The sequence below is a fragment of the Acerihabitans sp. genome (assembly GCF_036398755.1).
Taxonomy (GTDB): Bacteria; Pseudomonadota; Gammaproteobacteria; order Enterobacterales; family Enterobacteriaceae; genus Acerihabitans.
Genome location: NZ_DASWOM010000006.1, coordinates 1 through 13,521, shown reverse-complemented (window position 1 = coordinate 13,521; position 13,521 = coordinate 1). Strand labels below are relative to the sequence as shown.

The following is a 13,521-nucleotide window of genomic DNA, read 5'->3' as shown; positions in this document are numbered from 1 at the left end:
GCAAAGCAGAACCGGGCGGGCGCCAATCAGAAGTTGAAGGCGCCGCCGATATAAGGCCCATCGGCCACAATATTGTCGCGGTCGCCGTCCTTGCCGTCCAGCGCCATATAACGATAACCCACGCTGACGGTCACCAGCGGGATCGCGGTCAGCCTGATACCGGCATTGGCCTCGGTGTAGTTTTCCACGCCGCTGGAGAGTGAATCCGGCGAATAATAATAATCGCCGTACAGGCTGAACAGGCTGCCCACCGGCAATTGCAGGCCGCCGCCCACGGCTATGGCATAGCCTTCATCACCGTCCTTCGGCCCCACGTACAGCCCCTTGCCGCCCAGGGTGCCCATAAACGGACCGAGGGGAATATTGTAACCGAGGCCGAGGCCGGCAACATCGCCATTGTCATCGTTGTGCGCCCAGTTGCCGCTGACGGCAATGCCCGGCGTAGTGGTGCCGAAACCAACGCCTAGGTTGGTATAATGCTCGCCGACTTCACCGGTCACGCTGACAGCACTGGCGGATGCGGCGGCAAACAACAGACTGGCGGCGGCGCCAGCAATCAAAAACGTCTTCATTATCTTCTTCCTGAATCGTCAAAATGGGCGGGAAACATTCCACCGCTGGAAGTTTAACGCAAAGGGTGCAAAGTGTAATGATGTGAATTGTTTCATTTTTGGAAGCATGCGCCCACCGGGCTTGCCCCACCCCGCCGCCGCCGCATTATTTACCGCAATGTTCCTTAACGTCTTTCACGCCATTGCCCACCGCCCTGATGGCCGCGGAGAGTTTTTGCTTGGTGACGCCCAGGGTTTGCGTCCAGTACTCCACTTCCCACGGTTCCCGCAGGCTGATAAAATTTTTATCTTTTGGCTCTTGAAGATGAATTTGCTCACTCATTTCGTCTTGTCCCTGATAATGGGAATAGCCCCACATTAGTTATAAATTTATATAATTTATTAGCAACAGGGATTATTTAACTTCTCGGGCTGGATCATGACCTTGATGGAATAACGTGGTTTATTTGTAAACCGTGAAAAGGATCGCAGTAACTTTATTAATCCGAGTCGGTCGACAGCGCAATGGCTTTTTGCGCCTCCAGCGCGGCCAGCCGCTGCGTTAGCGCGGCGTGGAGATGCTCATATGCCTGGCTGCCAAGCGTCAGACGCCGGGGAGCGGGGCTGATTTCCACGCAGGCCATGATTTCCCGTACCATCTTTGCCGGGTCGCCCAGGATCGGGAAGGCTTCAGCGGCCAGCGCGCGACGCATATCCCCCGCCGGGGTGGCGTCATACTCCGCCATCGGCGTCGGGACGATCAACGCGCCGCCGAAGCCTGTTTTCGCCGGCCCCGGTTCCACCAGGGTAAACTCGATATTAAACGGCGCCACTTCCTGGGCCACCGCCTCGACAAACCCCTCTATACCCCATTTAGTGGCATGATACAGGCTGAAATTGGGATAGGCGGTCTGGCCGCCCTCCGAGGATATCTGCAGGATCCGTCCGCCGCCCTGCCGGCGCAGGTGGGGCAAGGCGGCGCGGATAATCTGGATCGAGCCGATAAGATTGGTATCGATCTGATGACGGATCTGATCGTCGCTCGCCTCCTCGCCCGCGCCGAACACCGCATAACCGGCGTTGCTTACCACCACCTCGATACGCCCCCAGCGCGCAACGACCTGGTCGAATACGCGGTGTATCGCCCGCGTATCGGTCACGTCCAACTGGGCGACCCACAGCCGATCGCCATAGCGGGCGCGTAAATCGTCCAGGGCGCCGGTCTTGCGCAGGGTTGCCGCGACGCGATCGCCACAGGCCAGGCGTTTTTCCGTCAGTTCCCGGCCAAGTCCCGAGGACGTGCCGGTTATAAACCATGTTTTAGACATAATCAGTTCCTTATCGTCAAGATGCCGTCACCGCGGCGCGTCAACTGAGTATAAGGCTCGATGATCCATGCTACTATCCGTATAATGTCGCATGAAGTAGTGAAAAATACCCACTAATGAAAAAACCTGATTTAGCCGATTTAACCGCTTTCGCCGCGATCGTCGCCCATCGCAGTTTTCGCCAGGCGGCGGACGAGCTCGGCCTGTCCGCCTCCACCCTCAGTCATATGATGCGGGCGCTGGAGCAGAAGATGGGCGTGCGTCTGTTGAACCGGACCACACGCAGCGTGGCGCCCACCGAGGCCGGCGAGCGATTGGTGTCCCGTCTGCGCCCGCTGCTCAGGGATCTGGATTTGGCGTTGGACGATATTAACCAATTCCGCGACCGGCCCAGCGGCTTATTACGCATCAACGCCAGCGAGCCGGCGGCCCGACAGCTGCTGGCGCAGGTGGTGCCGACGTTCCTGGCGCGTTACCCGGAAATGGCCCTCGATTTGGTGACGGAAAACCGGCTGGTGGATATCGTCGACGGCGGTTTTGACGCCGGCATTCGCCTGGGCGAGGCGCTGGCCCAGGATATGATTGCCGTGCGCTTTGGCGGCGAGGTGCGGTTTGTCACGGTGGCCGCTCCCGCCTATCTGGCGGGTCGCGGTACGCCGCAAACCCCCGATGACTTGAAACAACACCACTGCATCCGCCTGCGCCAGCCCAGCGGCAAAATCTACCGCTGGGAGTTTTCCCGCAACGGCCAGGAGATAGCCCTGGACGTGCCCGGCGCCCTGACCCTCAATCACCTGGGACTGATGGCGGAAGCCGCCGCCGGCGGGCTGGGTATCGCCTATGTGCCCGCGGCGGTGGCGCAGCCTTTTATCGACAACCGTAAGCTTGTTCGGGTGCTTGAGGAATGGTGCCCGCCGATACCCGGGTTATTTTTGTATTATCCCGGCAATCGTCATGTGCCCCCGGGTCTAAGAGCATTTATCAATGTGTTAAAAGAAATTGGATAAAATAAGCACAATCATTATGTATAACCAATATTAATGAATAGATTTAATTAACATCGGCAAACGCATCCCGCGGTTGACCAAGAGCCGGTCGGCGCCAGCTTCGGCGAACTCACGCCGGCCCAGCCCGGCGGCGGTAAATGAGGCTGCCGATTGAACCCGCTTAACCAAAGCCGCCTGGGCGCGGACGTTTTATCCTTTCCAGCGCGACGCGCGGATAATGGCGCAAAAGTTGCCGGGAATAAAATCGGGCTGCTTATCGGCTATCACATTGGCTTTGACATTGCCGAAGGTGGTGTCCGGCTTGTGTTTGATGCCATCATAAAACGCCTGGATAATATCCTCTTTAAACGCCGGGGTGCGCGGATGCTCGGCCACCACCCGTTCCCGGACGTCATCAGAATAGGACGCATAGTTAATGCCCAGCACATCCATCTCCACGCCGGCGGTGACCAGGGCGATTTCCGGCGCCATAAACTCCGGCACCCCCGGCGTGGTATGCAGGGCGATGGCGGTCCAGACCTTATCGATATCCTGTTGGCCGATACCGTAATGGCCAAGAAAATCACGCGCCGCATTGGCGCCGTCCACTTCAAAACGCTTATCGCAGCTGCAGTGCCCAGGGGTCAGGCCCATATCGTGAAACAGGCAGCCGATATACAGCAGTTCCCGATCGACGCTGACACCGCGCTGCCGACCGGCCAGCGCACCCCAATAATAGGTGCGGCTGGAGTGATGAAACAATAAGGCGGATTCAGTATCCCGCACCAGTTCCGTCGCTTCCCGCGCCATTTTGCTGTCGGGAACGCTAATGCCGTTAATGCTGAAAGTCATGATAATTCTCTCCGGTTAATTGACCCGTTTAGAATAATCATTCATGCTTACCGTCAACAATCGTCATATTACTACTATTTGAGCCAAAACGTCGGTCCACGCCACTCAAGGCTCAATTGCCCTCCTGGAGAGTCCCATGCTTAAAGAAATAGTCTGTCTCGCCCTGCCCGGCGCGCAGATGCTCGATATTTCCGGGCCGCTGGACGTGTTCGCCGAGGCTAACGCCGTTCTGGGGCGCATGGTTTACCGTACACGGGTCATGGGGCTTGATCAGCAGGTCATCACCACATCATCGGGGGTGAAAATCGTCCCCGATCTCTCGTTGCGGGATACGCTTGCCGGATCGCTGGACAGTTTCCTGGTGGCCGGTTCGCCGGCGGCTACCGGGTTCAATCTCGGGGCGCAAAGCCTGGCGGCGCTGGCGGCCTGCTGCCGGCAAAGCCAACGATACGGATCGGTGTGTACCGGTGCGTTGATCCTGGCCGCCACCGGATTGATGGATGGCTACCGGGTCACCACCCACTGGGCGGTGTCCGGGGAATTGGCGCGTCGTTATCCCGATGTGCGGGTTAATGCCGATGAAATCTATATTTGCGACGGCCCGCTCAGAACCGCCGCGGGCGTCACTTCCGGGCTGGACCTGGCGCTAAAAATGGTGGAAGAGGATTTGGGCCGCGAGGTGGCGATGGCGATTGCCGCCAACCTGGTGATGTTTTTCAAACGCCCGGTCGGCCAAGGGCATTTCAGCCGCAAGGGCCGCGCTTCGCTGGCCGGCAGATCGTCACTGCAGGATATGCAGCGCTGGGCCATCGCCCATATCAATGAGGTGACAAACGTTAAAGCCCTGGCCGACCATATGCAGCTCAGCACCAGGCATTTTACCCGTCTATTCCAGGAGGCGCTGGCGGTGACGCCCGCGCAGTGGCTGGAGCAGGAACGGGTGGACAAAGCGCGCCGACTGCTGGAGTCCACCCGTCTGGCGCCAAAGGAAATCGCCGTAGCCTGCGGTTATTCCAGCGTGGATATCCTGCGGCGCGCTTTTTTGCGGCAGCTGAAAAGCACGCCGACAGAATATCGCCGTTATTATACTGGTTCTGATTAAACCCCACGGGTAAAGCCGTTTTACCTGCGCCCGCAGCGAAAATTTTATTACATTCCGCTTATTTGGCAAAAAAATGAAAATACCGCGGCGCCGCCCGGCAGGTCTGTTATTCGCGTTTCAGGCGGTGACTGTTGACCAGCCACAGGGTTACCACCAGGATCAGGATGGCGGCCGAATAATACAGCGTATCCTGCGGATCTTTATGATCAACGATAATCAGGCGGATAATGGCGGTGATGCCGATATAGACAAAGTAGCGCAGCGGAAAGTGATAGCCGGACTGAAAATACTTCACAATCAAAGCGATAAATTCAAAATACAGGAAATAAATTACAATGCCTTCAATCAACTGGTAGTAAGACGCCAGTTCGCCGGTCACCAACAGCACCTTGGCCAGCAAAAAGGTTTCCTTCCCCATAAAGACTATCAGGATAAGCGCCAGGAACAGCAAGCCGATATTCAAAATCATCTGCAGCACGGATGCGATGCGCATACCGGTAATCATATCTTACCTCATCGTGATAGTTTCCTGTCGGAAAGGCCCATGAGCATAACACGATTTATGTGATGCACATCACATTATATAAGGCACTAACAATCCTGCGTTCAGGCGGCAACATGACGGGGCGGGTGCGGCGGTGCGGTGCGGTTTGCGCCTTATCCCGAAGAGAATGCGCACAGCAGCCACGCCGTTACGCAAGCCCCGCCCGTACAGGCGGGGTGGGGGTCATAACGCGGTGTGGATTCAGTTTTTCAGTTGATAGGTCAGTGTGATTTCAGCCTTAAGAACCTTCGACACCGGGCAGTTTTCTTTGGCCTGTTTGATGATGGCGTCGAACGCCTGTGTATCAATCCCCGGCAACACCACGCTGCTATCAAGGGCGATTTTGGTAATGCCGTAACCGCCATCCACTTTATCCAGCGAAACATCGGCCTTGGTGTCAATACTTTCGGGAACGTATCCTTTTTCGCCCAGCATCAGCGACAGCGCCATGGAAAAACAGGCCGAGTGCGCGGCGGCGATAAGTTCTTCGGGATTGGTGCCGGGTTTACCTTCGAAACGGGTGTTAAAGCCATAGGGCTGGCTGCTTAGCGCGCCGCTTTCCGTGGAAATGGCGCCCTTACCCTGTTTGATATCGCCTTCCCAGTGTGCCTGCCCGTGTTTATGAATAGTCATTTGTATCCTCCGAGTTGTTCAGCAACAGCCCTTAGTATAGCTACTCCTGTCGGAGTTGGGCGTTTGATGTGAATATTGCCTTAGAATATTGCCCTATTATATCCAGGCATATGCACAGCGAACGCCGCCATTTTTTTATATGCCCCTACGCGGCATTCAGCACGATCCGGTGACTGCCACAGGTTTATTTTTTTCGCGCAAGCATCAGCCGGATAAATGCATTCCGGCATTTTGCCGCCTGAGATCTCATCATGGTTAAAAGAGTCTAAAGAAGCAGGAAAAATTGCCGATAGTTAGGCTAGACAATTATCTTACGCATTACATTATTGGTATGTATAAATTTTATATGGAAAAAAACATGACCGGTTTACTAAAAAAAACAAATGGCATCAAAGTGTCACATAAACTTTTTTTGGGTTTTGGCATTGTATTATTATTGGTCGTTATCGCATCCGGATGGAGCGTGCAACGATTTAAAGGAATACGCGATATTTATGAAAAGACCAATCTTATTTATAATATAAACATTGATGTTTTTCAGGTTAAAGTCAACCGCATTAAATATCTTTATTCGTCCGACGAAGCGGTGCGTAAGACCATGGCCGGCTTTATCGATGACGCCACCAGGCTCACCCGCGAAGCCCAGGCGTTGTCCTGGGATAAAGAATCGATGGCAAGCCTGGATAATATTGCCCTCTATCTCGGGGATTTTAATAAATCGCTGGAAAAAATGGGTGTTTCTTCAAAAAAAATGGTGGCTGTCCGCGCCCAACTGGACGAACTTCAGAACCAGGACGCAATCGGACCTTTTAAAACCGCGCTGCTGAACCAAACGTTTGGCACCGATATGGATAATCAGCTCAATGATTTTGTATTGGCTTTTATTTTAATCAAGGACAATACATTCAATTTGCAATTAAAAGGAACCGATGACGCCTGGTCCTTGATACAAAAAAACTATGCGGATGCCGAGAAAAAATATAACGACCTGGCAGTCAGTCTCTCGCCGGAAAAAAAACCTGCTCTTGATGCTTTTTGGCGCTACTTTGGCCAATACAGGGATGCTAGCCAAACTTATTATACCGTTTACAAGGATTTAAATAGTGCGGAAAATGACGTCAAGACCGCCGGCGATAAAAGCAGCGCCGCGGTTAAAGTTATTATAAATATTGTGAAGCAAAAAAATGATGCGCTGGCCTACAACTCGTCTAGCATTACCATTATCATCGGTTTGCTGGCGGTGGTTTTCGGCATTTTGGTGTCATGGTATATCACCCGGCAGATCACCCGTCCGGTCCTGGGCAACCTGGCCGTTGCCGAACGCATCGCCAATGGCGATCTCACCGCCTCGATAACCCCCGAAAGCCATGATGAACTGGGCCAGCTTACCGCCGCCATGGCGCGCATGAACGCCAAACTGCGCCATATCATTTCCGATGTGCGCGATAGCGTAAACACCGTAGCCTCGTCGGCGGCCAAGATAGCCTTGGGCAATACCGACCTTTCCTCACGCACCGAACAACAGGCGGCCGCCGTGGTGCAAACCGCCGCCAGTATGGAACAGCTGACCTCGACGGTGAAAAATAACGCCGACAATGCCAAACATGCCAGCCAGATTGCCGGTGAAGCCACGCAAAATGCCCATCAGGGAGGTGAAGTCATGAAAAATGTCGTCGCGACCATGGGCGATATCTCTTCAAGTTCGCAGAAAATCACCGATATTACCGCCGTTATTAACAGTATTGCCTTTCAGACCAATATCCTGGCGCTTAACGCGGCGGTGGAAGCGGCGCGCGCCGGTGAGCAAGGTCGTGGATTCGCGGTGGTGGCCAGCGAAGTGCGCAATCTGTCGCAGCGCAGTTCACAGGCCGCGAAAGAGATCGCCGCACTGATCGGCGAGTCCGTCTCGCGCATTGACGTAGGGACCAAACTGGTGGCCCAGGCCGGGGATACCATGGAGCAGATCGTCGCCTCGGTATCACGGGTCAACGATATCATGGGTGAGATTTCCTCCGCCTCGGAAGAGCAAAGCCACGGTATTGGACAAATCGCCCGCGCCATTAGCGAGCTGGATACCACCACCCAGCAGAACGCCGCTCTGGTGACCGAATCCTCCATTGCCGCCAACAGCCTGGAAGATCAGTCGGCGGTGCTGGAAAAACTGGTCTCCAGCTTCCGCTTATAGCAACCGCCGTGCGGGAAAATCAATTATTACTGAAAAAGATGTCGCCCGACTCGGCTTTGAGGATCTTGCCGGTATCATTGGTAATCATCAGATAATTGCCGCTGGCATAGGTCCAGTGGCTGTTGTCTTGCGGAGCGGGCAAATGGCGTTTTTGCCATTCGACGATTTCATACTGCTTGGTCAGGTATTTAGCCGGTACCGTATCGCCGATTTGGTGCTCTTTGTCATCGATAACAATCTTGTCGAGATCGTAAGACGGAGGCGTGGCGGCCTGGGACTGGGGCGGTGCAAGCCCTGGCTGCGTCGGTGCCGCTTCCTGTTGCGATGGCGCCGTTTCCTGCTGCGCGGGCGCCGGCTCCTGTTGCGGCGCGGCGGTTCCCTGACCGTCTTGCGCCTGTACGGGGCCAGCCAGACTTAAACCGCCGGCCAACAGTCCCGCCGTAAAAAGTAACATGTGAGTCCTGCGCATCATATCTCCCGCTGTAAATGCTGTTTTTTATCAAAGTACTTACAGTACAGACAATACATAGGGCGATGTTGTTCCCTACCCAGGCCGGGAGCGGTAAAATTTAATCGAGGCGGCACCGGCCGCCGGTGCGGGACGGCGGCGAAACCCACCCCGCGGGTGGACATCGACGCGGCCGGTAGGGATTACTGCGATAAATTGAGAATGGTGCGTACATTCTGCGCGCTGGTGGCGATGATATTGATGGCACCGGTGCGTAAGGCGCCGAGAATCGCCAGCGCCTTGGTATTCTCGGAGGCGATGGCAATCACGCAGGGAATATTGCGCAGTTCCTCGATGCTCAGGCCGATCACCCGATCGCTCATCACGGTTTCCACATGGATCCCCTGGGCGTTGAAGAAATCGTAACCGGCAATATCGCCGATAACGCCCTGATTGAGATTGGCGTCGATAATCTCATGAGGCGTAAACCAGCCCAGCTTGACCATATAGCTGTTTTCATTCATGTCCCCGATGCCCACCAGGGCGATATCGGCTTTGCGGGCGCGGTCAAGCGTCTCTTTTATGGTGCCGTTCTGCATAAACGCTTGTTTAAGCGCACGATTCTCAACATAAGCCGGCGCATAGAGCGTTTCGCTGACGCCGCCGAATTTTCTGGCCAGCCGGCGGCTGATATGATCGGCATTGATCGCGTCTCCGGGCCGATGCGTGCCGCCGATCCCGCAGATAAAACGACAGTTTTTGTCCGGCACCTGGCCGATATGATCGGCCACGGCAGAGACATTGCGTCCTTGTCCCACCGCCAGCACCATACTGTCTTTTAACGTCAGCGCCAGGTAATTGGCCACCAGGGCCGCCACCTGGCGGCGTTGTTCATCTTCATCCTGGTAATCCAGCGCAATCAGCGCCCGGCTGATGGCGAAACGCTCCTTCATCTGTTGTTCAAGCCTGGAGCTGAATACCGGATGATAACGAACGGTAATTTCGACAATGCCTTCTTCTTTGGCGCGCTTTAGCAAACGACCGACTTTAATGCGCGAAATGCCGAATTTGTTTGCTATCTCTTCCTGGGTGATTTCATCTTGATAATAAGCAACGGCAATTTCAGTCAGCAGTTCATTATCCTGGAATATCGTTTGTTTTTCCATCTGTCACCCATGTCCTCATGGCAAGCCTGCAGGTTCTAACTCCCGCCATTGTGAAAGAGGGAGTAGAAAATCACAAGCCCGCTCTTACGCCCAGGCTATGCCGTCACGGTTTCCAATCGTCGTTCCACCGAATCTGCCAACCGGGTCAACAGCAGGCAACAAGATACCGCCCCGGCATCCAGCACGCCGCGCGAGCGCTCGCCCAAACGGCTGGCCCGGCCGATTTTAGCCACCAGATCGTGGGTGGAATCGCGGCCCCGCGCTGCGGCCTCTTTCATCCCCGCCAGCGCCTGGCTGAAACTTTCACCCTGCGCCACCGCGTGTTCAAAACGTTCCACCGCCGGGATCAGGGTATCCATCATGCATTTATCACCGACGCCGGCGCTGCTGATATCCTGCAGCCCGCTCAGGCCGGCGCGCAGCATGGCTGAAAAGGCGTTTTTATCCAGGGCCGGCCGATCGCGCGCGCTGTCGGCCATACCCATAAACAGGCTACCGTAAAGAGGCCCCATGGAGCCGCCGATACCTTCCATCAGCGCGTCGGAAAGGGCGTCAAACGCCTGGGCGAACGTCAGCCGGTGGCCTTCGATAGCCTTACCGCACAAGGAGAACCCCTTGGACATATTAATGCCATGATCGCCATCGCCGATTGCCCCGTCGATTTCACTGAGGTATTCCCGGTTGGCGACTATTACGTCCACCAGATCCGCCACCACCTCACTACCATACTGGGTTGAAATTTGTTCTGCCATGAGTTACTCCACTTGCGTCAAACCCAAAGATTGGGCCGGTATATCGATTAAGGTTTTTAATTCCTGGTCCAGTTTCATCACCGTTAACGTCACACCCATCATCTCCAGCGAGGTGAAGTAGTTGCCCACATAGCGGCGATGGATCCTGACGCCCAGGGCGCTGAGACGTTTTTCAATTTCCGCGTAATAGATATAAAGCTCCATTATCGGGGTGCCGCCGAGACCGGAAATCAGCAATGCCACCTCATCGCCCGCCTCCAGGGAATGTTCGTTAAGGACCAGATTCAGCATGGCCTGCGCCATGTCGGACGCGGACAGAACAGGCGAGACCTCAACCCCCGGTTCGCCGTGGTGGCCGATGCCGATTTCCATCATGCCGTTTTCAATATGGAAATTGGGTTTGCCCACGGCCGGGATGGTGCAGGAACTCAGGCCGGTGCCGATTGAGCGGCACTGGTCAATGGCCTTTTGCGCCACCGCAATCACCGCGTCCAGATCATAACCCGTCGCCGCCGCGGCCGCGCCTATCTTCCACATCAGGATTTCACCGGCCACACCGCGTCGTTTTTCAATTTCATTGGCGGGAGCGGAGGCCACATCGTCATTGGCCACCACGGTTTTTACCCGAATGCCCGCCGCGGTGGCTTTTTTTATCGCCATTTTGACGTTCATGTTATCGCCGGCGTAGTTGCCGTACAGGCAGGCTACCCCGGCGCCGCCATCGGCGGATTTGAACGCATCGAGGAACGCGCCGGCGGTCGGGGATGAAAAAATTTCGCCAATCGCCACCGCATCAATAAGATTTTTGCCCACATAACCCAGAAACGCCGGTTCATGGCCGCTGCCGCCGCCGGTAACAATCCCCACTTTGCCCTTGAGCGGCGCGTGCGGATATTTCAGAACGCGTGGGTTTTCAGTCGCGGTGTAAAATTCCGGATAGGCTTTCAGGAATCCTTGTATGGCATCTTCCACCACATGATCCGGGTCGTTAATAATCCTGTTCATCATGACCTCATCTTCACCTGAATATGAATGCTCCGATTGAGCATAAGAATACAAACAAAACATATGAACAATCACATCTAGGCGATATATTGCCGATAAACCGCTGCTAAAAGTGTGATTTTGCTCAAAAAACGCCTACAAAAGCAAAAACCGGCAAGATTACGGCATTTATTATGTGATTAACCTCACTATATCGACTAAATACCTGGTCCCATTGTAAAATATAAATGAACAGGTATTGAACATATGTTTAATTGTGGTTATCTTAACTTAATGATCCCCCTTGAGGGGTTTATATTCTTATAAATTTTCATTAAGGAGTATTTTATGCCAACCATTGCCATAGGGGCAGATGATGCCGCTATTGAACTGAAAAACGTGCTGGTCGCCTTTCTCCGGGATCGTCAGATTTCCGTCACCGATTACACCGGGGGACAAGAAGGAGAGACCTATCCCGATGTCGCATTCCAGGTCGCGAGCGCCATAAAAAAAGAGAAACATCAGCGCGGGATTCTGCTTTGCGGCACCGGCATCGGCATGAGTATCGTGGCCAATAAGGTGCCGGGGATCCGCGCCGCGCTGTGCCACGATACCTACTCGGCGCAGCGGGCGCGCAAAAGCAACGATGCGCAGATCATTACCCTGGGCGCGAGGGTGATTGGTCCCGAACTGGCAAAAAGCATTATCGAGGCCTGGTTGGAATCCGAGTTTGATGGGGGCAGATCGGCGCCGAAAGTAGCGAAGATTGATTATTACGAACAGCAACAATCGGCCAAATAAGCTCGCCCCATTATCGCATCACGAAAAATCATACCGGCCCGCCGCCAGGAGAGCCGGGAAAGGAGTACAAAATGAACCAGTTAGACGCACTCAAGCAATTAACCGTGGTGGTCGCCGACAGCGGCGACATTGAATCCATCCGGCAATTCGAGCCGCAGGACGCCACCACCAACCCCTCGTTAATCCTCAAAGCCGCCGCGTTGCCCCAATACCAGGCGCTGATTGACGGCGCGCTGGATTATGCCCGCCGGCAAGGGGGAACCCAGCAAACCCGGCTGCTTAACGCCTGCGATAAGCTGGCGGTAAGCATCGGCGGGGAAATACTGAACATCGTCCCCGGCCGGATTTCAACAGAAGTGGACGCCCGCCTGTCATTTGACCGCGGCATGTGCATCGCCAAAGCGCGGAAATTGATCGCGCTGTATCAGGAACAGGGAATCGATAAATCCAGAATCCTGATCAAACTGGCGGCCACCTGGGAAGGGATCAGAGCCGCCGAGGAGCTTGAAAAAGAACACATCAACTGCAACCTTACGCTGCTGTTTTCCTTTGCCCAGGCGCGCGCCTGCGCCGAAGCCGGCGTATTCCTTATCTCTCCCTTCGTTGGGCGCATCCACGACTGGTATCAGGCCAGACAGCCCGACACCGTCTATGATGCGGAGCTGGACAACGGCGTTAAATCGGTCCGGGCGATTTATGAATATTATAAAGAGCACCGTTACCCCACGGTCATCATGGGCGCCAGCTTTCGCCGGTTGGAACAGGTATTGGCCCTGGCGGGATGCGATCGCCTGACCATCGCGCCGGGGCTGCTGGAACAAATGAAAAAAAACGACGCGCCGATTGCGCGAAAACTGACGCCTCCGACCCGGTGTTTGCCCCATCCCGATCCGTTGACCGAAGCGGAATTCCGCTGGCAGCACAATCAGGACGCCATGGCGGTGGAAAAACTGGCGGAAGGCATCCGGCTGTTTGCTGTCGACCAGCATAAGCTGGAAACGATGCTGGCCGCGGGACTGTAACGACCCTGGAGCACTATGATGATAAACCGAAAAGAGCTGGCCAACGCCATCCGCGCGCTGAGCATGGACGCGGTACAAAAAGCCAAATCCGGCCACCCCGGCGCCCCGATGGGCATGGCGGACATCGCCGAAGTGCTGTGGCGCGACTATCTTAACCATAACCCGTC

Annotated in this window: 16 protein-coding genes; 6 read left to right on the top strand and 10 right to left on the bottom strand. The window is 55.0% G+C overall.

Features of this window, described 5'->3' with window-relative positions; translation table 11 throughout:
• Nucleotides 1-26: 26 nt before the first annotated feature.
• The 3 genes from VGC33_RS00975 to VGC33_RS00965 all read right to left on the bottom strand — a co-directional run bounded on the left by VGC33_RS00975 (nt 27) and on the right by VGC33_RS00965 (nt 1,879).
• Entirely contained in the window at nt 27-572 is a 546-nt protein-coding gene (locus tag VGC33_RS00975) for a YfaZ family outer membrane protein (protein ID WP_331118097.1), read from the bottom strand.
• 145 nt (nt 573-717) lie between these two features.
• The gene (locus VGC33_RS00970; RefSeq protein WP_331118095.1) at nt 718-894 is read right to left on the bottom strand and encodes a DUF3606 domain-containing protein; all 177 of its coding nucleotides are present in this window, start codon (nt 892-894) and stop codon (nt 718-720) included.
• Nucleotides 895-1,051: 157 nt separating this feature from the next.
• Nucleotides 1,052-1,879: an SDR family oxidoreductase gene (locus VGC33_RS00965; protein ID WP_331118093.1), complete on the bottom strand. Its 828-nt coding sequence runs from the start codon at nt 1,877-1,879 to the stop codon at nt 1,052-1,054.
• Between the two features lie 116 nt (nt 1,880-1,995).
• Here VGC33_RS00965 and VGC33_RS00960 point away from each other — a divergent pair, with 116 nt between their 5' ends.
• Nucleotides 1,996-2,886, top strand: coding sequence for a LysR family transcriptional regulator (locus VGC33_RS00960; protein WP_331118091.1), 891 nt, complete (start codon nt 1,996-1,998; stop codon nt 2,884-2,886).
• 189 nt (nt 2,887-3,075) lie between these two features.
• On the opposite strand, the gene VGC33_RS00955 is transcribed toward VGC33_RS00960, so the two are convergent.
• Complete coding sequence (locus VGC33_RS00955) at nt 3,076-3,717, bottom strand: HD domain-containing protein (RefSeq protein ID WP_331118089.1); 642 nt, start codon at nt 3,715-3,717, stop codon at nt 3,076-3,078.
• 136 nt (nt 3,718-3,853) lie between these two features.
• On the opposite strand from VGC33_RS00955, the gene VGC33_RS00950 reads away from it, so the two are divergent.
• On the top strand, nt 3,854-4,819 hold the full coding sequence (locus VGC33_RS00950) for a GlxA family transcriptional regulator (RefSeq protein WP_331118087.1): 966 nt from the start codon (nt 3,854-3,856) through the stop codon (nt 4,817-4,819).
• A gap of 106 nt (nt 4,820-4,925) precedes the next feature.
• Here VGC33_RS00950 and psiE read toward each other — a convergent pair whose 3' ends face one another.
• Nucleotides 4,926-5,324 carry a phosphate-starvation-inducible protein PsiE gene (gene psiE, locus VGC33_RS00945; RefSeq protein WP_331118085.1) on the bottom strand — a complete coding sequence of 133 codons (399 nt, stop codon included), beginning with the start codon at nt 5,322-5,324 and terminating at the stop codon, nt 4,926-4,928.
• 240 nt (nt 5,325-5,564) lie between these two features.
• Nucleotides 5,565-5,996: an OsmC family protein gene (locus VGC33_RS00940; protein WP_331118083.1), complete on the bottom strand. Its 432-nt coding sequence runs from the start codon at nt 5,994-5,996 to the stop codon at nt 5,565-5,567.
• A 358-nt stretch (nt 5,997-6,354) separates the two neighbouring features.
• Between VGC33_RS00940 and VGC33_RS00935 the strand changes: the two genes are divergently transcribed.
• A complete protein-coding gene (locus VGC33_RS00935) occupies nt 6,355-8,181 on the top strand; it encodes a methyl-accepting chemotaxis protein (protein WP_331118081.1) in 1,827 nt (608 codons plus the stop codon).
• A 19-nt stretch (nt 8,182-8,200) separates the two neighbouring features.
• On the opposite strand, the gene VGC33_RS00930 is transcribed toward VGC33_RS00935, so the two are convergent.
• The 4 genes from VGC33_RS00930 to VGC33_RS00915 all read right to left on the bottom strand — a co-directional run bounded on the left by VGC33_RS00930 (nt 8,201) and on the right by VGC33_RS00915 (nt 11,552).
• A complete protein-coding gene (locus tag VGC33_RS00930) occupies nt 8,201-8,635 on the bottom strand; it encodes an RcnB family protein (protein WP_331118079.1) in 435 nt (144 codons plus the stop codon).
• A gap of 197 nt (nt 8,636-8,832) precedes the next feature.
• Nucleotides 8,833-9,795 (bottom strand): sugar-binding transcriptional regulator, encoded by a 963-nt coding sequence (locus VGC33_RS00925; protein ID WP_331118077.1) that lies wholly within the window; start codon nt 9,793-9,795, stop codon nt 8,833-8,835.
• A 95-nt stretch (nt 9,796-9,890) separates the two neighbouring features.
• Nucleotides 9,891-10,547, bottom strand: a complete 657-nt coding sequence (gene dhaL / locus VGC33_RS00920) for a dihydroxyacetone kinase subunit DhaL (protein WP_331118075.1) — start codon at nt 10,545-10,547, stop codon at nt 9,891-9,893.
• A gap of 3 nt (nt 10,548-10,550) precedes the next feature.
• Nucleotides 10,551-11,552, bottom strand: coding sequence for a dihydroxyacetone kinase subunit DhaK (locus VGC33_RS00915; RefSeq protein WP_331118211.1), 1,002 nt, complete (start codon nt 11,550-11,552; stop codon nt 10,551-10,553).
• Between the two features lie 327 nt (nt 11,553-11,879).
• Between VGC33_RS00915 and rpiB the strand changes: the two genes are divergently transcribed.
• The 3 genes from rpiB to VGC33_RS00900 form a co-directional block, all read left to right on the top strand.
• Nucleotides 11,880-12,332 (top strand): ribose 5-phosphate isomerase B, encoded by a 453-nt coding sequence (gene rpiB, locus VGC33_RS00910; protein WP_331118073.1) that lies wholly within the window; start codon nt 11,880-11,882, stop codon nt 12,330-12,332.
• Nucleotides 12,333-12,403: 71 nt separating this feature from the next.
• Entirely contained in the window at nt 12,404-13,354 is a 951-nt protein-coding gene (gene tal, locus VGC33_RS00905) for a transaldolase (RefSeq protein ID WP_331118071.1), read from the top strand.
• Nucleotides 13,355-13,372: 18 nt separating this feature from the next.
• On the top strand, nt 13,373-13,521 hold a 149-nt coding region (locus tag VGC33_RS00900), incomplete at its 3' end, for a thiamine pyrophosphate-binding protein (RefSeq protein WP_331118209.1).